The sequence below is a fragment of the Streptomyces sp. NPDC098789 genome (genome assembly GCF_044759975.1).
Taxonomy (GTDB): Bacteria; Actinomycetota; Actinomycetes; order Streptomycetales; family Streptomycetaceae; genus Streptomyces.
The window spans coordinates 23,745-42,977 of sequence record NZ_JBIWAJ010000026.1 but is presented as its reverse complement, the minus strand read 5'-3'; the positions used below and the strand labels follow the sequence as shown (position 1 = coordinate 42,977).

The following is a 19,233-nucleotide window of genomic DNA, read 5'->3' as shown; positions in this document are numbered from 1 at the left end:
GGGTAGCGTGTTGCACCACACAGGCCCTTGCGGGGCCCGGACGGGAGCAGCACGCACTTATGAGCACGCAGAGCAGGCTGACGCACATCGACGAGGCCGGCGCGGCCCGGATGGTCGACGTGTCGGAGAAGGACGTCACGACGCGGACGGCCCGTGCGAGCGGCCGGGTGCTCGTCTCGCCCCGGGTGATCGAACTGCTGCGGGGCGAGGGCGTGCCCAAGGGCGACGCCCTCGCCACCGCGCGGATCGCCGGGATCATGGGTGCCAAGCGCACCCCGGACCTGATCCCGTTGTGCCACCCCCTCGCCGTCTCGGGCGTCAAGGTCGACCTGTCGGTCACGGACGACGCCGTGGAGATCCTGGCCACCGTCAAGACCACCGACCGCACGGGCGTCGAGATGGAGGCGCTGACCGCCGTCGCGGTCGCCGGACTCACCGTGATCGACATGGTCAAGGCCGTCGACAAGGGCGCGGTCATCACCGACGTCCGGGTGGAGGAGAAGACCGGCGGCAAGTCCGGCGACTGGAACCGCGCGTGAACCCCCCGCGCGGCGACGAGGTCCACGGTCACGGTCACGCTCACGGCGACGACCACGGCCACGGCGACGGGTCCGGCGGATCCGCCGCGTCGCGGAGCACGTCCGCGGCGCTGCGCGCGCTGGTCGTCACCGCCTCCAACCGCGCCTCGCGGGGCGTCTACGCAGACAAGGGCGGCCCGCTGCTCGCGGACGCCCTCGCCCGGCTCGGCTTCGCGGTGGACGGCCCGCGCGTGGTGCCCGACGGCGACCCCGTCGAACAGGCCCTGCGCGAGGGCGTGGTCGCCGGGTACGACGTCATCCTCACCACCGGCGGGACCGGGATCTCGCCCACCGACCGGACCCCGGACGCCACCGCGCGGGTCCTGGACTACGAGATCCCCGGCATCCCGCAGGCGATCCGCGCCGAGGGCCTGGCGAAGGTGCCGACCGCGGCCCTGTCCCGGGGCCTGGCGGGCGTCGCCGGACACACGCTGATCGTCAACCTGCCGGGTTCGACCGGCGGCGTACGGGACGGCCTGAGCGTCCTGGACCGCATCCTGCTCCACGCCGTCGACCAGATCCGGGGCGGCGACCATCCCAGACCCGGGAGCCCGAGCTGAACGGACCCACCTGGCCGGTGGTGCTGGCGGACGGCGATGTCACGCTCCGGCCGATAAAAGTCCGTGACCAGCGTGCCTGGCGCGAGGTGAACCGGCGCAACCGCGACTGGCTGCGGCCGTGGGAGGCGACCATTCCGCCGGCCGCGCCCTGGGGCCCGGCCGTGCAGCGGCCGACGTACCGCCAGATGGTCCGCCACCTGCGGGCCGAGGCGAACGGGGGCCGGATGCTGCCCTTCGTCATCGAGTACCAGGGCCGCCTCGTCGGGCAGCTGACGGTCGCCGGCATCACCTGGGGCTCCATGTGCGCGGGCCACGTCGGCTACTGGGTGGACCGCGACGTGGCCGGACGGGGCGTGATGCCGACGGCGGTGGCGCTGGCGGTGGACCACTGCTTCCGCCAGGTCGGGCTGCACCGCATCGAGGTGTGCATCCGGCCCGAGAACGGGCCGAGCCGGCGGGTCGTGGAGAAGCTGGGCTTCCGCGAGGAGGGCATGCGGCCGCGCTACCTGCACATCGACGGCGCGTGGCGGGACCACCTCGTCTTCGCGCTGACGGCGGAGGAGGTGCGGGACGGATTGCTGAACCGCTGGCACCGCGAACGCCACGGGCACGCTCCGCCGCAGAAATAGCTTCGGCGCAGGGCGGTCAATGGTCGCCATTGGCAACCAGGATCCGATTGTTCGAATAAAGGTTCGAATATTCGCCGGAGTATCCATAACCTGATCCGAAGAATCACAAAAAAAGTCCGTGATATCAGCCGGATCGTGCGACACACCGGTCCAATTGGCGGATGCCTCCGGCCGTACCCCTCTACGGTGTGGGGTGTGAGCAGCAGCGGCCTCATCTACGCAGTCATCGTGGGGGCCTGGGCCGCCTACTTGGTGCCCATGTGGCTCCGGAGGCAGGACGAGCTGAACGAAGCCCGTCCGACGGAACGCTTCTCCACCGCCATCCGGCTGCTTTCCGGCCGGGCGGGAATGGAGCGCCGTTACGCCAAGGGGCTGCGTGAGCGCGGTGACGAGGAGGCGGAAGCCCAGCACCACGCGGACCCGGACGCCGCGACGGAGAAAGTGAATTCCGTCGACGCCGACGCCCGGGTCAATGCCGTGCCCAGAACCAGGGCGGAACCGCGGGGTGCGAGCGCCGAACGGGCGGACCGCGCCGAGCGCGCCCGGCGCGAACAGCGCCTCCAGGTCCTCGCCCGGCGCCGGCGCACCACCGCGATGCTCTTCCTCGTCTTCACCCTCGGCGCGGTCGTCGCCGCCGTCGGCGGGCTGCGCTACCTCTGGGCCCCGGCGGTCCCCGCGATCCTGCTGAGCGCCTACATCGTGCACCTGCGGGTGCAGGAGCGGCGGCGGTTCGTCTTCACCATGGACCGGCGCCGTGCCGAGACCGCCGCCCGGCGGCTGCGCGAGAACCGCCCCCGGCGCCGCGAACCCGAGGCCGCCGCGGGCTCCGAACCGGACCCCGCGCCACCGGTCTCCCCGCAGGAGGCCGGCCGGCGCGCCCTGGTCGAGCAGACCGACCACGCGGAGTGGGTGGACCAGCAGCGCGAGCGTGAGCGGGGCCCGGCGCGCGGCGACAGTTGGGAGCCGGTCCCGGTCCCGCTGCCGACGTACGTGACGGCCCCCGTGGCCCCCCGGGCCACCGGCCCGGCGTCCCCGGACGCCTGGAGCTCCTCGCGCTCCAGCGCGGCGGAGCCGACGGAACCCCGGCTGCGCGCCCAGCAGCCGCACCAGCAGACGGCGCCCCACGCGGCCGTCCCGGACCCGCGCGCGGACCAGAGGGCGGAGCAGAGGGCGACCCCGCCGACCCCGCGCCGCAGCCGCGACCGCGGCCGCACTCCGCTCTTCGACCAGTACGAGGGCGACGACCGCCCGCGCGCCGCGAACGAGTGACGTGACCTGCGGGACAACGGATTTCCGTGCACCCCGGATGGGGTGCTAATGTTTCACACGTCGCAAGGGCCTGTGGCGCAGTCTGGTAGCGCACCTCGTTCGCATCGAGGGGGTCTGGGGTTCAAATCCCCACAGGTCCACAAACGACAGTTCGCGGGTTGCTCCCGAGAACGTCATGAGATCCCGTCCGGTCGAAAGACCGGGCGGGATCTCGGCGTTTGCGGGGCGGGGGCGTCGCGCCTCCCGTCGACGACCCCGCCATCGACGTCGCCCTCGCCCACCGCCCCGTTCCAGCCGCAGGCCCACCGGCCGTACCGGCTCGCCATGAGCTCGGTGACGGGGTCCATCGCGCGGAACCAGCGCTCGGCGATGACTTCGGGGCCGGGCACCAAGGGCGCGACGAGACGGGCCCATTCCTCCGCCGCGTCGTCGAGGTCCGACGACTTCCAGACGCGGCCCATGCCGCCCGAGGCGATGGGCGCGACCAGTTGGTAGCGACCGCCGCCGACGTCCCCGGCCCGTGTCTCCCGTGTCACTCTGCCTGCCCCCGCTCGGCGTTCGTGTGCCGGGAGCACAGGTGGAGGGCTACGTCGTGCGGTATGAGACCGGGAGTTCGACCAGGCCGCGGGCGCGGGTGGACGGGCGCCACCGGGGGTGCGGGGCGGCCAGGTGCAGCTCGGGGAAGCGGTCGAGGAGGGCGGCCAGGGCGATCTCGGTCTCGGCGCGCGCGAGGGGGGCGCCGAGGCAGTAGTGGATGCCGTGCCCCAGGGCCAGGTGGCCGGAGGCGTCCCGGTCGATGTCGAGCAGGTCGGGGCGGTCGAAGCGGGCGGGGTCGCGGTTGGCGGCGGCCAGGGACAGCAGGACCGTCTCGCCCGCGGGGACGGTGGTGCCTCCGATGGACACGTCGGTCGTCGGGAAGCGGCGGATCGCGACGAGCGCCGGCCCCTCGTGGCGCGCGAGTTCCTCCACGGCCGCCGGGAGCTTCGAGGGGTCCCGGCGCAGCCGTGCCAGCTGCTCGGGGTGGCTCAGGAGGGAGTGGACCGCATTGCCGATGAGCTGGACGGTGTTCTCGTAGCCGGCGATGAGGATGAGGAAGGCGAGCGAGACCAACTCGTCCTCGCTCAGCCGGTCCCCGTCGGTGTCCCGGACGGCGATCAGGTCGGACAGCAGGTCGTCGGCGGGGTGGCGGCGCTTGTGCGCGACGAGTTCGACGAAGAAGGCCAGCATCGCCCCCACCGCCTCCTTGGCGGCCCCGGGGCGGGCGGGGTCCGGGGCGACGAGCGCGTCGGTCCAGGCGCGGAAGTCCGTGCGCCGCTCCTCGGGCACGCCGAGCAGTTCGCAGATGACGGTGATCGGCAGCGGCGCCGCGTAGGCCGGGATCAGGTCCGCGGTGCCGTCCGGGCCGAGGGCGTCGAGGAGGCGGTCGGCGGTCCGGCGGACGGGGGCCCGTAGCTCCGCGACCCGGCGGGGGCCGAAGGCCCGGCCCACGAGCCCCCGCAGGCGGGTGTGGTCGGGCGGATCCATGTTCAGCAGGTTGGCGTCGAGGGCGGGCGGCAGCGAGAAGCCCTGGTAACCGCCGCCCGTGGAGCTCTTCTTGTCGAGGGAGAGCCGCGGATCCGCGAGCGCCGCGCGCACGTCGTCGTAGCGCGTGACCAGCCAGACGGGTCTGCCGCCGGGGCCGGGACCGGGAACGCGGTGCACCGGGGCCGCGTCGCGCAGCTGCCGGTTGGTGGCGTGCGGATCGTCGACGGACTCGCCCTGAAGGTTCATGCGACCCACCCTAGGCGGGCCCCGATCGCCGCCGGGCGGGAGGTCAGCCGCACTGCCAGGTGAAGGCGGCGCGGTCGAAGCGGCGGGCGGCCAGGTCCTCGGGGCGGATCATCCAGTACAGGGCGCCGCAGTCGCCCCACATCATGTCGGCGGCGTCCTCGCTGTCGAACTGGGCCAGCAGCACCCAGCGTTCGACCTCGGCGGGCATCCGCTCGTCGTCCCAGGCGGCTCCGTCGCCCAGGGCGGCGTGGGCGATCTCCATCTCCACCGGGTTCTGCACGGCGTGCGCGTGGCCGCCGATCTGGTGGCCGACGTCGCCGTCGAAGTCCCAGATCGCGTCCAGGAAGGGCTCCTTGCACACCGGGTGGTCGTACGCCTTGCCGAAGGCGGCCCGCGGGGCGAACGCCCGCTGGGTCCTGGGGTGCCAGGGTTCGGTGGCGGTCATCGTCGGCCGGGCCGTCAGGCGCACGACGGGGTACGCGCTCAGCCCGGGCGGGGCCGGGCGCTCCACGGCATCGGCGTCGGCGGGGACGTGGAGCACGCGGGCGCCGGCCTGGCTGTCCGGGTCGTCGGCCAGGACCAGGGCGTCGCCGTCGTCCAGCTGGCCGTCGAAGTAGAAGAACAGCAGGGTCCCGTCGGCGGGGAGCGCGATGTCGAGGTCGTCGGCGGGCAGGGCCGCGCAGTCGACGGAGGCGACGAAGGACAGCGGTCCGTGGCCCTCCCAGGTCGGCCACTCGACGCCGGCCGGGAGCGGCGGCAGTCCGCCGAGCCGGCCGATGACGGCGTCGCCCGTGCCGACCGCCACTTCGAGCCGCACCCCGGGGCGCAACAGCTCCATCCACCGCTCGGCCGCGTCGGCGGGGAGGTGCTGCTGGGCGAGGTCGCGGAAGGCCGCGGTGGTTCCGTGCGTCATGGTTCGATCATGCCGGAGGTCACTGACAGCGGGGCGGGGGCCGTCCCGGTGGCCCCTCGGGGCTCCGCCCCGGACCCCGCGCCTCAAACGCCGGCGGGGCTGGATCGGCTCGGCGGGGTCAGGGGGTCAGTGGCTTGGTCATGCAGCGGCTCGAGTCGTAGGTGCGGTAGTGGCCGAACTTGGTGGGGGCCGGGGTGTAGCCCTCCGAGGCGTAGAGGGCGATGGCTTCCGGCTGCTGGTCGCCCGTTTCCAGGACCATGCGGACGCGGCCCGCGGTGCGGGCGTCCGATTCGAGCCTGGCCAGGATGCGGCGGGCCAGGCCGAGGCCGCGGGCTTCGGGTATGACGTACATCCGCTTCAGCTCGGCGTCGCCGTCCGCGTAGCCCTCCTCGTTCTCGTCCATGGCGCGCCAGCCGCCGCTCGCGACGGGGGCGCCCTGGGCGTCGTAGGCGAGGAGGTAGAGGCCGTTCGGCGGGGCGAACATGGCCGGGTCGAGGGGCGTGACGTCGCCGTCGCCCTCGTAGCGCGCCTGGTATTCGAGCTGGACCTGGTCGTTGAGCTTGACCGCGTCCGGGTGGTCGTACGGCACGGCGCGGAGCTGGATCCCGTGAGGCATTCGAACATCGTACGGCCGTCGCCCGCGGGGGTACGCTGGGGACCGTTTTGTTGTCGTGGGGGCGCGATGTTGTGGAGCTGAGTCTTGATCACTGTGACGTCCGTGAACGTGAACGGCATCCGCGCCGCCGCCAAGAAGGGGTTCGGGGCGTGGCTCGCCGGATCCGGCGCCGACGTGGTCTGCCTCCAGGAGGTCAGGGCCGAGGAGGGCCAGATTCCGGAGGAGGTGCGCCGGCCCGAGGGATGGCACACCGTCTTCGCGCCGGCCGCCGCGAAGGGGCGGGCGGGGGTCGCGCTGTACACGCGGCGCGCGCCCGAGCGCGTACAGGTCGGCTTCGGGAGCGATGAGTTCGACGCCGCCGGGCGGTACCTGGAGATCGACCTCCCCGGGGTGACCGTCGCCAGCCTCTACCTGCCGTCGGGCGAGGCCGGGACCGAGAAGCAGGACGAGAAGTACCGCTTCATGGCGGAGTTCCACACCTACCTCGTCGCGCTCAAGGAGCGCGCCGCCGCCGAGGGGCGCGAGGTGCTGGTCTGCGGGGACTGGAACATCTGCCACCGCGAGGCCGACCTGAAGAACTGGAAGACCAACCGGAAGAACGCGGGCTTCCTCCCCGAGGAGCGCGAGTGGCTCGGGCAGGTCTACGACGGGGCCGGATACGTGGACGTGGTGCGCGCGCTGCAGCCCGAGGGCGAGGGGCCGTACTCCTGGTGGTCCTACCGCGGGCGGGCCTTCGACAACGACGCGGGCTGGCGGATCGACCTGCACGTGGCCACGCCGGGACTGGCCGAGCGGGCCGTCAAGGCGTTCGTCGAGCGCGCCGAGACCCACCCCGAGCGGTGGTCGGACCACGCCCCCGTGACCGTCGTCTACGAGCTGGGCGCGCTGGGCTGAGCCGCGGGGGCCCGCGCCCCCAGGCGCTCCCGGGCCGCCATCAGGCGGTCCATGGCCATCGTCAGCTCCGCCTCGACCACGCTCTTGGCGAGCGGGCGCAGGCGCTCCGTGGCCCCCTCGGGCAGGTGGGTCTCCATCAGCTCGGTGAACAGCGCGGCCAGGTCGTCCGCGTGGGCGCGCACCCGGCGGCCCGTCTCCAGCACGGCGGCCAGCGGGATGCCCTCGCGGACCAGGGCCGAGGACACGTCGAGCAGGTTGCGGCTGACGTGGACGATCTCGTCCCCGTCGGTGGCGAGGTAGCCGAGGTCGAGGGAGGCCGCCAGGTTCTCCGGGGTGACCTCGCCCTCGAAGTAGTCGGCCAGCGCCTGCGGGGTGAGGCGGACCGGGGTCTCCTGGGACCAGCCCATGCCGAGCAGTTCGCCGAGCTGGCCGACGTCGCGGCCGTTCTCGAAGGCCGCCGTCAGCTCGGCGATGCCGCCGAGGGTGTGGCCGCGCTCCAGCAGGGCGGCGATGGTGCGCAGCCGGGCCAGGTGGTGGTCGTCGTACCAGGCGATGCGGCCCTCGCGGCGCGGCGGCGGGAGGAGCTTGCGCTCGCGGTAGAAGCGCAGGGTGCGCACGGTGATGCCGGCCGCCTCGGCCAGTTCCTCCGTGCGGTACTCGCGCGCCGGCTCCGTACGCTCCGCCGGGTCGCCGGAGTCCGGCCCGCCCGTCGCCCCGCCCGTCGGGTCGGCCGTCGGGTCTGCCGCCGGGTCGGTCGTCGGGTCTGCCTCTCGCGCCTCTTTGTCCGCCACAGGCGCACCCTAAGGCGTACCGACGGTAACTTTCCCTTCGCGCCCCCTACCCATGAGTACGGAGCTGCTCTACGCTCCAACCGTGCCAGTGATTGCTGGCGCGATCGTGGGGTGCAGGCTGTGAGTGAAGCGGAAGCGGAAGCGGAGGCGGCGGGCATGGGCGGACACGCGGATGAGCGTGAGCACGTACGGGTGGCGGTGGTCGGGTCCGGTTTCGGCGGGCTCGGAGCGGCCGTGCGACTGCGGCGCGAGGGGGTCACGGACTTCGTGGTCCTGGAGCGCGCGGACTCGGTGGGCGGGACCTGGCGCGACAACGAGTACCCGGGGTGCGCCTGCGACGTGCCCTCGCACCTCTACTCCTTCTCCTTCGCCCCCAACCCCGACTGGCCGCGCACCTTCTCCGGCCAGCCGCACATCCGGGCCTACCTGGAGCACGTCGCCGACACCTTCGGCCTGCGCCCGCACCTCCGGCTGAACACCGAGGTCGAGATGATGCGCTGGGACGCCGAGGCGCTGCGGTGGGAGATCGAGACCTCGAAGGGCGGCTTCACCGCCGACGTGGTGGTCTCCGCGACCGGACCGCTCTCCGACCCCAAGACGCCGGAGGTGCCGGGGCTCGCCGGCTTCCCCGGCAAGGTCTTCCACTCCGCGCGCTGGGACCACGACTACGACCTGCGCGGCAAGCGCGTCGCGATGATCGGGACCGGGGCCTCGGCCATCCAGATCGTGCCCGCCATCGCGCCCGACGTCGAGCGCCTCACCCTCTTCCAGCGCACCCCGCCGTGGGTGATGCCGCGCACCGACCGCGCCATCAGCGCCGGGGAGCGCTGGCTGCACCGCCAGCTGCCCTTCACCCGCGCCGCGCGCCGCAGCCTGCTGTGGGGCATCCGGGAGCTCCAGGTCGGCGCCTTCACCAAGCACCCGAACCGGCTCGGCCTGATCGAATCCCTGGCCAAGGCCAATATGGCCCGTTCCATCAAGGACCCGGCGCTGCGCGCCAAGCTGACGCCGTCGTACCGCATCGGCTGCAAGCGGATCCTGCTGTCGAGCGAGTACTACCCGGCGCTGGCCCGGCCGAACGTGGACCTCGTGGCCTCGGGGCTCAAGGAGATCCGCGGCTCGGTGCTGGTCGCGGCCGACGGCACGGAGACCGAGGTCGACGCGATCGTCTTCGGTACGGGCTTCCACGTCACGGACATGCCGATCGCGGACCGCGTGGTCGGCGTCGAGGGCAGGACGCTGGCGGAGGAGTGGAAGGACGGGATGCAGTCGCTGCGCGGGGCGACCGCGGCGGGCTTCCCGAACTGGATGACGATCATCGGGCCGAACACCGGGCTCGGCAACAGCTCGATGATCCTGATGATCGAGTCGCAGCTGAACTACCTCGCCGACTACGTCCGTCAGCTCGGCCTCCTCACACCGGGCGGCCGCGGCGGCGCGGACGGGCGCACCGCGCTCGCCGCGCGCCCCTCCGCCGTGCACGCCTGGAACCGGCGCGTGCAGGAGCGGATGAAGCGGACCGTGTGGAACACCGGCGGCTGCACCAGCTGGTACCTCGACGCGAACGGGCGCAACACCACCGTGTGGCCGGGGACGACGGGCGAGTTCCGGCGCGAGACGCGGCGGGTGGACCTCGCCGAGTACGAGGTGCTGCGCGGCCGGGGCGTGGGGGTCGGGTCCGCCGCCGCGGAAGTCCCCGCGGAAGTCCCCGTGGAAGCCGTGATCGTGGAAGCCGTGACCGCGGGAACCCTGACCGTGGGCGCCGAAGAGGGCGCCGCGTGAGCGCCCGGCGCACGCCCCACGTCACCACCGGGCCGTACGCGCCCCCGGCGGCGCGGCGCTCCCTGGAGGTCGTCTCCGCCGACGGCTCCCGGCTGCACGTCGAGGTGCACGGCGAGGAGGGCGCCCCCGCCGTGGTGCTGGCCCACGGCTGGACCTGCTCCACCGCCTTCTGGGCCGCGCAGGTCCGCGACCTGGCCGCGACCCACCGGGTGATCGCCTACGACCAGCGGGGCCACGGCCGCAGCCCGGCCGCGCGGGCCTACGGCACGGGGGCGCTCGCCGACGACCTGGTCGCCGTCCTGGCGGCCACCTTGGCCCCCGGGGAGCGCGCGGTGGTCGCCGGGCATTCGATGGGCGGGATGACGGTCATGGCCGCCGCCGGCCGGCCGGAGTTCGACGAGCGGGTCGCCGCGGCGCTGCTGTGCAGCACGGGCAGCTCCCGGCTGGTCGAGGAGGCATTGGTGGTGCCGCTGCGCGCCGGGCGCACCCGGACCCGGATGACCGGCGCGGTCCTCGGCTCGCGCGCCCCCCTGGGGCCGGTCACGCCGGTGGCCCGGAAGGTGCTCAAGTACGCCACGATGGGCCCCGGTTCGGCGCCGGACCGGGTCGAGGCGTGCGCCCGCATCGTGCACGGCTGTCCCACCGGGGTGCGGCACGGGTGGTCGCAGGTGCTCCACGGGCTGGACCTGGACGACCGGCTCGCGCACCTCACCGTGCCGACCGCGGTCATCGGTGGCACGGCCGACCGGCTCACCCCGGTGGTGCACGCCCGCGGGCTGGCCGCCGCGCTGCCGCACTGCGTCGGGCTCACCGAGCTGACGGGCATGGGCCACATGACCCCGATCGAAGCCCCCGAGGCCGTCACGCGCGTCATCCGGGAGCTGGCCGAGCGCTACCTCGCCGGGCCGACCCCGGCCGCGACACCGTCCGCGACCCCGGCCGCGAGTGCGACATCGAGCACGACCCCGCGCACGAAGGACACGAAGGAGAAGACGCCGTGAGCGAGTCCAGGAGTCTGGAAGGCCAGGTCGCCGTCGTCACCGGCGCCGCCCGCGGTGTCGGCGAGCTGCTGGCCCGCAAGCTGTCCGCGCGCGGGGCCCGGGTCGCGCTGGTGGGCCTGGAGCCGGACGCCCTCAAGGAGGTCGCCGACCGGCTGCACACCGACAGCGACCACTGGTACGCCGATGTCACCGACCACGAGGCGATGGCCCGGGTGGCCCAGGAGGTCAAGCAGCGCTTCGGCAAGGTGGACATCGTCGTCGCCAACGCCGGGGTCGCGGCGGGCGGTCCGTTCGCCGACTCCGACCCGGACGCCTGGCGCCGGGTGATCGAGGTCAACCTGATCGGCGGGGCCGTCACGGCCCGCGCGTTCCTGCCCGTGCTGATGGAGAGTCGGGGGTACTTCCTCCAGATCGCCTCGCTCGCCGCGATCACCCCCGCCCCGATGATGACGGCGTACTGCGCCTCCAAGTCCGGGGTGGAGGCCTTCGCGCACTGCCTGCGCGCCGAGGTCGGCTACAAGGGCGTCAAGGTGGGCGTCGGCTACCTGTCCTGGACCGACACCGACATGGTGCGCGGGGCCGATCAGGACGAGGTCATGCGGGAGCTGCGCCAGCGGCTGCCGTGGCCCTCGAACCGCACGTACCCGCTCGGGCCCGCCGTGGACCGGATCGTCGCCGGCATCGAGCGGCGCTCGGCGCACGTGTACGCGCAGTGGTGGCTGCGGGGGATGCAGGGCGTGCGCGGCTACCTGCCGGGTCTGATCGCCTCGGTCGGACAGCGCGAGATGAAGCGGTTCGAGCCGCGGCTGGCCAGTGTGTCGCGGGGGCTGGTGGGCGCGGGCGGAGCCGCGGACGAACAGGAACGCACCAAGCACGCCTGACGCGGATGCGGGAGGGGCGCGACCCGTGGACGGTCGGGTCGCGCCCCTCAGCCGGTGGGTGCCGTGCTCAGCTCGCCGTGCGCGTGATCAGTGCTCGGTGCGCCGCGCTCAGCCCGCCCCGCTCATCGCTCGGAGGCCTCTTCGTAAGGCTGGTCGAAGGCGGCGCGCGCCCGTTCCTTCGCCCGCTCGGAGACCTGGGCCGCTCGCTGGGAGCCTTCGTCCTGCTGCTCCTGCGCGGCTGCCCCGGCCCGCTCGGCCAGCTCCTTCGCCTTGTCCTGGAACTGCTCTCGTATTCCCATGCGAACAGACTTCCACGACCGGATATACCGCGCATTTCGATCAATCGTCCGACCGGGGCGGCAGCTGCGGACGGCGTCGGTCCGGTACGTCCGCGTAGCCGGGCGGCACGGCCGCCGGGTCCTGTTCCAGCAGCTCCAGCGCCAGGTGCACCGCGTCGTCGAGCTGCGCGTAGCGCCCTTCCGCCCAGTCGAGCGGGGTGCGCAGGATCGCCAGGTCCGGTTCCACGCCGTGGTTCTCCACCGACCAGCCGTACTCCGGGAACCAGGCCGCGTTCATCGGGACCGTGATCACCGTGCCGTCCCCGAGGGTGTGACGGCCGGTCATGCCGACCACCCCGCCCCAGGTGCGCTGGCCGACCACCGGTCCCAGGCCCAGGAGTTTGAAGGCCGCGGTGATCATGTCCCCGTCGGACGAGGTCGCCTCGTCGGCGAGCGCGACGATGGGACCGCGCGGCGCGTTGGAGGCGTACGAGACGGGCTGGGCGTTGCGGGTCAGGTCCCAGCCCAGGATCGAGCGGGTCAGCTTCTCCACCACCAGCTCGCTGATGTGCCCGCCCGCATTGCCGCGGACGTCCACGAGGAGCGCGGGCCGGGACACCTCCAGGCGCAGGTCCCGGTTGAACTGGGCCCACCCGGAGCCGCCCATGTCGGGGATGTGCAGGTAACCGCACTTGCCGCCGCTCAGCTCGCGGACCACCGCGCGGCGCTTGGCCACCCAGTCCTGGTAGCGCAGCGGGCGTTCGTCGATGAGCGGGACGATCGCGACCCGGCGGGCACGCCCCTCGCCCTCGGCGGGTTGGAAGGTCAGCTCGACCGTGGTCCCGCCCGCCGCCGACAGCAGCGGGTAGGGGCCGGCCAGCGGGTCCACCGGCCGGCCGTCCACGTGGGTGAGCACCGCGCCCTCGCGGATCCCGGTGCCCGCCAGGGGCGAGCGGGCCTTGGAGTCGGAGGAGTCGCCGGGCAGGATCCGGGCGACCACCCAGGCGCCGTCCCGGGGCACCAGGTCGGCGCCCAGCAGCCCGATGGCGCGCTGGTAGTGCGGCGGGCCCTCGTTGCGGCGGGCGGGGGCGACGTAGGCGTGTGAGGTGCCCAGCTCGCCGAGGACCTCGCGCAGGAGGTCGGCGAACTCGTCCGGGGACGCGACGCTTTCGACCAGGGACCGGTACTGGCGCAGGATGCCGTCCCAGTCGATCCCGCACATCTTCGGTTCCCAGAAGTAGGCGCGGATGATCCGCCCGGCCTCCTCGAAGGCCTGGCGCCACTCGGCGGCAGGGTCCACCTCATGCAGGATCCGGCGCAGGTCGAGGTAGACCGTCGAGTCGCTGTCCCCCGACTCCGTCGCGGGGACGGCGCGCAGGTCCCCGTCGTCATTGACGACGAGGCGGGTCCCGTCGCCGCTGACCGCGAACCAGTCCAGCCCGGAGGCCAATTCGGTCTTGCGCGCCTTGGTGATGTCGAAGTGCTCCAGCGTCGGTTTCCCGCTGGTGTCGGCGGGGTTGGCGAAGGTCTCGCCGAGCGCGCCGGAGATGGGCCAGCGCAACCACACCAGCCCGCCACCGCTCACCGGGTACAGGGCGGAGTACTTGGAGGCGGTCACCGGGAAGGGCGTGACCCGGCTCTCCAAGCCTTCCACCTCCACCGTCACCGCCCCGTCACCCGCATCGGCGTCCCCCTCGACCGGATCGAGTCCGCCCGCCGCCGGGCGCCCGTCCGGCGACAGCGCGAAGGGCGAGGGGGTCGCCGAGGACAGCGGCACCAGGTACGGGCGACAGCCCAGCGGGAAGGACAGGTCCCCGGTGTGCACGTCGTAGACCGGGTCGAAGCCGCGCCACGACAGGAACGCCAGGTAGCGCCCGTCCCGGGTGAAGACCGGGTTCTCGTCCTCGAAGCGGCCGTTGGTGACGTCGACGATGGTCCGCCCGCCGGGACCGGCGATCCGGGCCATCTTGATCTGCCGCAGCGAGCGCCCGATGCCCGGGTGCGACCAGGTCAGCCAGCACCCGTCGGGGGAGAAGGCGAGGTCGGTCACCGGCCCGTTGATCGACCGGATCAGCTCGGTGACCTCCCCGTTGGACTCCTCCGTCGCATCTATGAGCAGGACCCGACCGTCGTTGGAGGCGATCGCGAGCCGCTCCCCGTCCGGGTCCGACACCATCTCCAGCACGCGCCCGAGCGCACCCGAGGCGAGCCGGCGCGGCTCCCGCTCGCCGCTGGCCCGGGGCAGGTAGGCGATCTCGACCGTGTCCTCGCCCTCCGCGTCCGTGACGTAGGCGACCTGCCCGCCGCTGCCCAGCATCTCCGGCATCCGCACCCGCACGCCGGGGGTGTCGGCGATGGTCCGCGCGGGCCCGTCGCGGTGGGTGAGCCAGTACAGGCTGCCGCGCACCACGACCGCGCTGGCCCGCCCGGTGGCGTCCACGGAGAGGGAGTCGACGTGGCTGGCCGCCGGGACCTGGTAGGTGCGCCGCCCCGCGCGCGGGCCGCCGAGGCGCACCTCCAGCTTGCGCGGTACGGAGCCGGGCGCGAGGGAGTCGACGAGCCAGAGGTCGCCCGCGCACTGGTAGACGACGCGGGTCCCGTCGCTGGAGGCGTGGCGCGCGTAGAACCGCGCGTGGTCGGTGTGGCGGCGCAGCCCGGTGCCGTCGGGCAGGCAGGAGTACAGGTTGCCGATGCCCTCGTGGTCGGAGAGGAAGGCGATCCGGCCGTCCACGAACATCGGGGAGTCGAGGTGGCCCTCGATGCCCTCCAGCAGCCGCTCGCCGTGCAGCCACAGCCGTCCGGTGGCGCCGCCGCGGTAGCGCTTCCAGGCGGCGGGTTCGTGCGGGGGTTTGCCGGTCAGCAGCAGGGTCCGGCGCTCGCCGCCGTCCGCCTCCTGGACGGCGATGTCGGACACCGGGCCCCAGGGCAGGCGGCCGCCGGGGCTGCCGTCGGTCGGCAGGCTGTAGGCCCAGGCGAAGTACGAGAAGGGCTGGCCGTGGGAGGAGACGGCCAGGATGTCGCTGCGGCCGTCCTTGTCGGGCGGGGTCCAGCCGCAGACCCGGGTGTCGGTGGAGCCCCAGTGGGTCAGGCGGCGCGCGGGGCCGCCGTCGACGGGGGCGAGATGGATCTCGGGGTCGAGGCTGCGCCAGGTGGTGAAGGCGATGTGGCGGCCGTCCGGGGAGAAGCGGGGGTGGCCGACCCGGGTCCGGTCGACGGTGATCCGCCAGGCCCGGCCGACCGGTTCTCCAGGAGGAACCAAGGGCGCCACCCAAAGATCGTCCTCAGCGGCGAAACACAGCATGTCGTCGTGCAGGTGCGGGAACCGGAGGTACGCGACGTCGTGACTCACCCCCCAATGCTTTCCGCGCCGAGGGGGCCCGGCAACTCGGGCCCGGTAACTCGTACAGGTGATCCCCACGTGCCACGCCGCGTGACGCACACCACTGACTAAGCGAAACGGAACGGTTTCGTTTCGCTAGCGGCCCGGGTATCGTCTGTGGAGTACGAAGTGTGTCCGTTCGGGAAGCGACCGGTGGAAGGACGTGGAAATGACCGAAGAGGTCTTGTCACGACGCAGCCGGATCACCCCCGAGCGGGAGGCCGAGCTGCACGGAGCGGTCCTGGACCTGCTGCGCGAGGTCGGTTACGAAGCGCTCACGATGGACGCCGTCGCGGCGCGCACCAAATCCAGCAAGGCCACCCTCTACCGCCAGTGGGGGAGCAAGCCGGAGCTGGTCGCCAAGGCCCTGCGGTGCACCCAGCCGGTCTCGCTGCGGGACATCGACACGGGCAGCCTGCGCGGCGACTTCGCCGTCATGATCGAGAACTCCGACGACGCCCAGATGGCGAAGGACACCGCGCTGATGCGCGGGCTGGCGCACGCGGTCCACGAGAGTCCCGAACTCCACAAGGCACTGCGCGAACTGCTCGTCGACCCGGAGATCAGTGGTCTCCAGTCGATGTTGCAGCGGTCGGTGGACCGGGGCGAGATCGCTCCCGACTGTCCGGCGCTCGACTTCGTACCCCACATGCTCATCGGGGCGTTCATCGCGCTCCCGCTGATCGAGGACCGCTCGGTGGACCGGGTCTTCCTCGCCGACTTCATCGATGCCGTGGTGTTCCCCGCCCTCGGCGTCTGAGCCAACCCTCTCGACCTTCTCGGCCCTCTCGACCCTTCTTGGCCCTTTCCCGCTGCTCCTGACACGCCGCTCTCGTCGTCGGGCCGGCTCATCACGCCCTGATCCATCACGGATCCATCCCACGACCCGAACGGGAGAACCGCCGACGTGGCCACCTTCCTCTACCGGCTCGGCCGGGGCGCCTTCCGGCGCCGCCGCTTCGTCGCCCTCGCCTGGGTGGCATTGCTCTTCGTCGCCATCTTCGGCGCGGCCAGCGCGGCCGCACCGACCTCCGGATCCTTCTCGATACCCGGAACGGAGGCCCAGAAGGCCTTCGACCTGCTCGACCAGCGCTTCCCCGGCATGTCCGCCGACGGTGCCACCGCCCGCGTGGTGATCAAGGCCCCGGCGGGCCAGAAGGTCGGCGACCCCGCGCACAAGGCCGAGGTCGAGAAGATCGTCTCGGGGCTGAAGTCCGGGCCGGGCGCCGACCAGATCGCCTCGGTCACCGACCCCTTCCAGGCGCAGGCCGTCAGCCAGGACGGTTCCACCGCCTACATCAGCACGAAGTACAAGGTCAGCGGCATGGAGCTGACCGACAAGACCCGTGACGCGCTGAAGGAGTCCGGCAAGGACGCCCAGGCCCACGGGCTGACCGTCGAGATCGGCGGCGACGCGCTGATGACGGCGCCCGAGACCGGTCCCGGCGAGATCGTCGGCGTCGTCATCGCGGCGATCGTCCTGGTCATCACCTTCGGCTCGCTGATCGCGGCCGGACTGCCGCTGCTGACCGCGCTGATCGGCGTGGGCATCGGCGTCTCCTCGATCACCGCGCTCGCCAACGTGCTGGACCTCGGCTCCACCACCTCCACGCTCGCGATGATGATCGGCCTCGCGGTCGGCATCGACTACGCGCTCTTCATCGTCTCCCGCTACCGCGTGGAGCTGGCCGAGGGCCACGAGCGCGACGAGGCCGCCGGCCGGGCCGCCGGAACCGCGGGCTCCGCGGTCGTCTTCGCCGGTCTGACCGTGGTCATCGCCCTCGTGGGGCTGGCCGTCGTCAACATCCCGATGCTCACCAAGATGGGCTTCGCGGCCGCCGGTACCGTGGTGATCGCGGTCCTCGTGGCGCTCACGCTGGTCCCGGCCATCCTCGGCTTCGCGGGTCGCAAGGTGCTGCCCGCCGGTACGAAGAGCAAGCTCTTCGGCAAGGGCAAGGGCAAGGGCAAGGGCAAGGGCAAGCCGGCCCGTACCGCCGCGGACGGCAGCGCCGAGGAGCGGCCGAACGGCGGCACCCGCTGGGCCCGCTTCGTCCTGCGCCGCCCGATCATGGTGCTGCTGGTCGGCGTGATCGGCCTCGGCGCGATCGCGATCCCGGCGACCAGCCTGGAGATGGGCCTGCCCGACGACGGCGCGCAGCCGGTCTCCACCACCCAGCGCAAGGCCTACGACCTGCTCTCCGACGGCTTCGGCCCGGGCTTCAACGGCCCGCTGATGGTCGTCGTCAACGGCGGCCAGAGCCTCGCCGACAGCACGGTCGAGCGGATCAAGAAGCTCGACGGGGTCGTCGCGGTCACCAAGCCCGTCCTGAACGAGGCCGGCGACGCCGCGATCATCACGGTCATCCCGCAGGACCGCCCGTCCTCCGCGAAGACCGAGGACCTGGTCCACGAGATCCGCGCGGGCAGCGACGAGAACGTCTACGTCACCGGCGCGACCGCGATGAACATCGACTTCTCGCAGAAGATGAACGACGCGCTGCTGCCGTACCTGGCGCTGGTCGTCGGCCTCGCCTTCCTGCTGCTGATGCTCGTCTTCCGCTCGATCCTGGTCCCGCTCAAGGCGGCCCTCGGCTTCCTGCTGTCGGTCGTCGCGGCCCTCGGCGCGGTCGTCGCGGTCTTCCAGTGGGGCTGGCTCGGCTCGCTCTTCGGGGTGGAGCAGACCGGTCCGATCATGTCGATGATGCCGATCTTCATGGTGGGCGTCGTCTTCGGTCTGGCCATGGACTACGAGGTCTTCCTGGTCACCCGGATGCGCGAGGCGTACGTCCACGGCGAGCGTCCCGGTCAGGCCATCGTGACCGGCTTCCAGTACAGCGCGCGGGTCGTCGTGGCCGCGGCCGTCATCATGATCGCGGTGTTCTCCGGCTTCATCGGGGCCAGCGAGCAGATGATCAAGATGATCGGCTTCGGCCTCGCGATCGCGGTGTTCTTCGACGCGTTCGTGGTCCGCATGGCCATCGTGCCGGCCGTACTGGCCCTGCTGGGCCACAAGGCCTGGTGGCTGCCGGCCTGGCTGGACCGGATCATGCCCAACGTGGACGTGGAGGGCGAGAGCCTGCGCAAGCACCTCGCCGGTTCCGCCGCCGCCGAGGGCCCGGACGCGGACCGCGAGCTGGTCAAGGTCTGAGTCCCGTCAAGGCCTGGGTCCCGTCGACGCCTGGGTCCCGCCAAGGTCCGAGTCCCGTCAACGTCTCGGTCCCGTCCAGGCCTGGGTCCCGCGCCACGAAGGGCCCGGCCCGCACTCCCGATCAGGGGTGCGGGCCGGGCCCTTCGGCGTATCCGGTGCGCGGGGGCCTAACGGGTGAGGGGTGCGTACGTACGGCGCAGGAAGCGGCGCAGTGCCGCGATGTCGAACTGGACCACCGCGACCCCTTCGGGCGAGTGGAACTCGACGACCGCCTGCACCCGCCCGCACGGCCAGACGCGGACGTCACCGCTGCCGGTCGGGGCCTGGAGGCCGGCCTCCAGCAGGGCGCGGGGGAAGACCCACTCGTTGTCGGTGCCCTCGGGGGAGAGGTCCGCGGGGAAGACGATCCGGACGGCCAGGGGTTCGTCGGGGGTGAAGCGCAGGGCGACGGGGATCTTGCGGTAGAGGGGATCGTCGGTGATCACGCGTGCGGTGACCCGTACCTCGACGGGCTCGACGGGCGTGGCGACGGCGGTCGCGCGGGGATTCTCGGCGGTGGCAGACATCGACCGGTCTCCTCAAAAGCGGAACATATGCGTCCGTATTCACCCCAGAATCGCATATTCCGACGAACATGCGAGACGCCTTTTGTGGTGCGTACGCTCTTGCCAACCCTTTGCAACTGGGCACTACTCTTGAAAGGTTCTCGAACGGCCGGGGAATCCGGCCGTTCACCGCAAGATC

General features: G+C 72.6%; 18 protein-coding genes and 1 tRNA gene. 11 read left to right on the top strand and 8 right to left on the bottom strand.

The features are described from left to right. Window positions 1-59: 59 nt before the first annotated feature. The 5 genes from moaC (at window position 60) to ACIQWR_RS36325 (ending at window position 3,176) form a co-directional block, all read left to right on the top strand. Window positions 60-539: a cyclic pyranopterin monophosphate synthase MoaC gene (gene moaC / locus ACIQWR_RS36345; RefSeq protein ID WP_330330888.1), complete on the top strand. Its 480-nt coding sequence runs from the start codon at window positions 60-62 to the stop codon at window positions 537-539. A 110-nt stretch (window positions 540-649) separates the two neighbouring features. After that, entirely contained in the window at window positions 650-1,138 is a 489-nt protein-coding gene (locus ACIQWR_RS36340; protein ID WP_404018943.1) for a molybdenum cofactor biosynthesis protein B, read from the top strand. 17 nt (window positions 1,139-1,155) lie between these two features. Then, window positions 1,156-1,767 (top strand): GNAT family N-acetyltransferase, encoded by a 612-nt coding sequence (locus ACIQWR_RS36335; RefSeq protein ID WP_404018761.1) that lies wholly within the window; start codon window positions 1,156-1,158, stop codon window positions 1,765-1,767. Window positions 1,768-1,962: 195 nt separating this feature from the next. Then, the gene (locus ACIQWR_RS36330) at window positions 1,963-3,036 is read left to right on the top strand and encodes a hypothetical protein (protein WP_404018758.1); all 1,074 of its coding nucleotides are present in this window, start codon (window positions 1,963-1,965) and stop codon (window positions 3,034-3,036) included. Between the two features lie 66 nt (window positions 3,037-3,102). Next, window positions 3,103-3,176: transfer RNA gene (locus ACIQWR_RS36325), tRNA-Ala, on the top strand. A gap of 33 nt (window positions 3,177-3,209) precedes the next feature. On the opposite strand, the gene ACIQWR_RS36320 is transcribed toward ACIQWR_RS36325, so the two are convergent. The 4 genes from ACIQWR_RS36320 to ACIQWR_RS36305 form a co-directional block, all read right to left on the bottom strand. Then, the gene (locus tag ACIQWR_RS36320) at window positions 3,210-3,572 is read right to left on the bottom strand and encodes a hypothetical protein (protein ID WP_404018757.1); all 363 of its coding nucleotides are present in this window, start codon (window positions 3,570-3,572) and stop codon (window positions 3,210-3,212) included. Window positions 3,573-3,621: 49 nt separating this feature from the next. Beyond that, a complete protein-coding gene (locus ACIQWR_RS36315) occupies window positions 3,622-4,806 on the bottom strand; it encodes a cytochrome P450 (RefSeq protein WP_404018754.1) in 1,185 nt (394 codons plus the stop codon). Between the two features lie 43 nt (window positions 4,807-4,849). Further along, window positions 4,850-5,719 carry a YwqG family protein gene (locus ACIQWR_RS36310; RefSeq protein ID WP_404018751.1) on the bottom strand — a complete coding sequence of 290 codons (870 nt, stop codon included), beginning with the start codon at window positions 5,717-5,719 and terminating at the stop codon, window positions 4,850-4,852. A gap of 118 nt (window positions 5,720-5,837) precedes the next feature. After that, window positions 5,838-6,335 (bottom strand): GNAT family N-acetyltransferase, encoded by a 498-nt coding sequence (locus tag ACIQWR_RS36305; RefSeq protein ID WP_399264263.1) that lies wholly within the window; start codon window positions 6,333-6,335, stop codon window positions 5,838-5,840. 84 nt (window positions 6,336-6,419) lie between these two features. Between ACIQWR_RS36305 and ACIQWR_RS36300 the strand changes: the two genes are divergently transcribed. Next, window positions 6,420-7,229 (top strand): exodeoxyribonuclease III, encoded by an 810-nt coding sequence (locus tag ACIQWR_RS36300; RefSeq protein ID WP_404018748.1) that lies wholly within the window; start codon window positions 6,420-6,422, stop codon window positions 7,227-7,229. Here ACIQWR_RS36300 and ACIQWR_RS36295 read toward each other — a convergent pair. Continuing rightward, entirely contained in the window at window positions 7,205-7,870 is a 666-nt protein-coding gene (locus ACIQWR_RS36295) for a MerR family transcriptional regulator (RefSeq protein ID WP_404018940.1), read from the bottom strand. The genes ACIQWR_RS36300 and ACIQWR_RS36295 overlap by 25 nt on opposite strands. A gap of 306 nt (window positions 7,871-8,176) precedes the next feature. Between ACIQWR_RS36295 and ACIQWR_RS36290 the strand changes: the two genes are divergently transcribed. The 3 genes from ACIQWR_RS36290 to ACIQWR_RS36280 are packed head-to-tail and all read left to right on the top strand — an operon-like array spanning window position 8,177 to window position 11,684. Next, window positions 8,177-9,802, top strand: a complete 1,626-nt coding sequence (locus tag ACIQWR_RS36290; protein WP_404018937.1) for a flavin-containing monooxygenase — start codon at window positions 8,177-8,179, stop codon at window positions 9,800-9,802. Further along, the gene (locus tag ACIQWR_RS36285; RefSeq protein ID WP_404018745.1) at window positions 9,799-10,803 is read left to right on the top strand and encodes an alpha/beta fold hydrolase; all 1,005 of its coding nucleotides are present in this window, start codon (window positions 9,799-9,801) and stop codon (window positions 10,801-10,803) included. Before ACIQWR_RS36290 ends, ACIQWR_RS36285 begins: the two co-directional genes overlap by 4 nt. Continuing rightward, complete coding sequence (locus ACIQWR_RS36280) at window positions 10,800-11,684, top strand: SDR family oxidoreductase (protein ID WP_404018742.1); 885 nt, start codon at window positions 10,800-10,802, stop codon at window positions 11,682-11,684. The genes ACIQWR_RS36285 and ACIQWR_RS36280 overlap by 4 nt, the downstream gene beginning before the upstream one ends. A 122-nt stretch (window positions 11,685-11,806) precedes the next feature. Here the strand turns inward: ACIQWR_RS36280 and ACIQWR_RS36275 are convergent, their stop codons facing one another. Both ACIQWR_RS36275 and ACIQWR_RS36270 read right to left on the bottom strand, forming a co-directional pair. Then, window positions 11,807-11,983, bottom strand: coding sequence for a hypothetical protein (locus ACIQWR_RS36275; protein ID WP_404018740.1), 177 nt, complete (start codon window positions 11,981-11,983; stop codon window positions 11,807-11,809). A gap of 40 nt (window positions 11,984-12,023) precedes the next feature. Next, the gene (locus tag ACIQWR_RS36270; protein WP_404018737.1) at window positions 12,024-15,311 is read right to left on the bottom strand and encodes a S41 family peptidase; all 3,288 of its coding nucleotides are present in this window, start codon (window positions 15,309-15,311) and stop codon (window positions 12,024-12,026) included. 199 nt (window positions 15,312-15,510) lie between these two features. On the opposite strand from ACIQWR_RS36270, the gene ACIQWR_RS36265 reads away from it, so the two are divergent. Together ACIQWR_RS36265 and ACIQWR_RS36260 are read left to right on the top strand one after the other, a co-directional pair. Then, window positions 15,511-16,101, top strand: a complete 591-nt coding sequence (locus ACIQWR_RS36265) for a TetR/AcrR family transcriptional regulator (protein WP_354380507.1) — start codon at window positions 15,511-15,513, stop codon at window positions 16,099-16,101. Window positions 16,102-16,248: 147 nt separating this feature from the next. Further along, window positions 16,249-18,489, top strand: coding sequence for an MMPL family transporter (locus ACIQWR_RS36260; RefSeq protein WP_404018734.1), 2,241 nt, complete (start codon window positions 16,249-16,251; stop codon window positions 18,487-18,489). Window positions 18,490-18,656: 167 nt separating this feature from the next. Here the strand turns inward: ACIQWR_RS36260 and ACIQWR_RS36255 are convergent, their stop codons facing one another. Beyond that, window positions 18,657-19,055, bottom strand: a complete 399-nt coding sequence (locus ACIQWR_RS36255; RefSeq protein WP_404018732.1) for an SsgA family sporulation/cell division regulator — start codon at window positions 19,053-19,055, stop codon at window positions 18,657-18,659. Window positions 19,056-19,233: the final 178 nt, after the last annotated feature.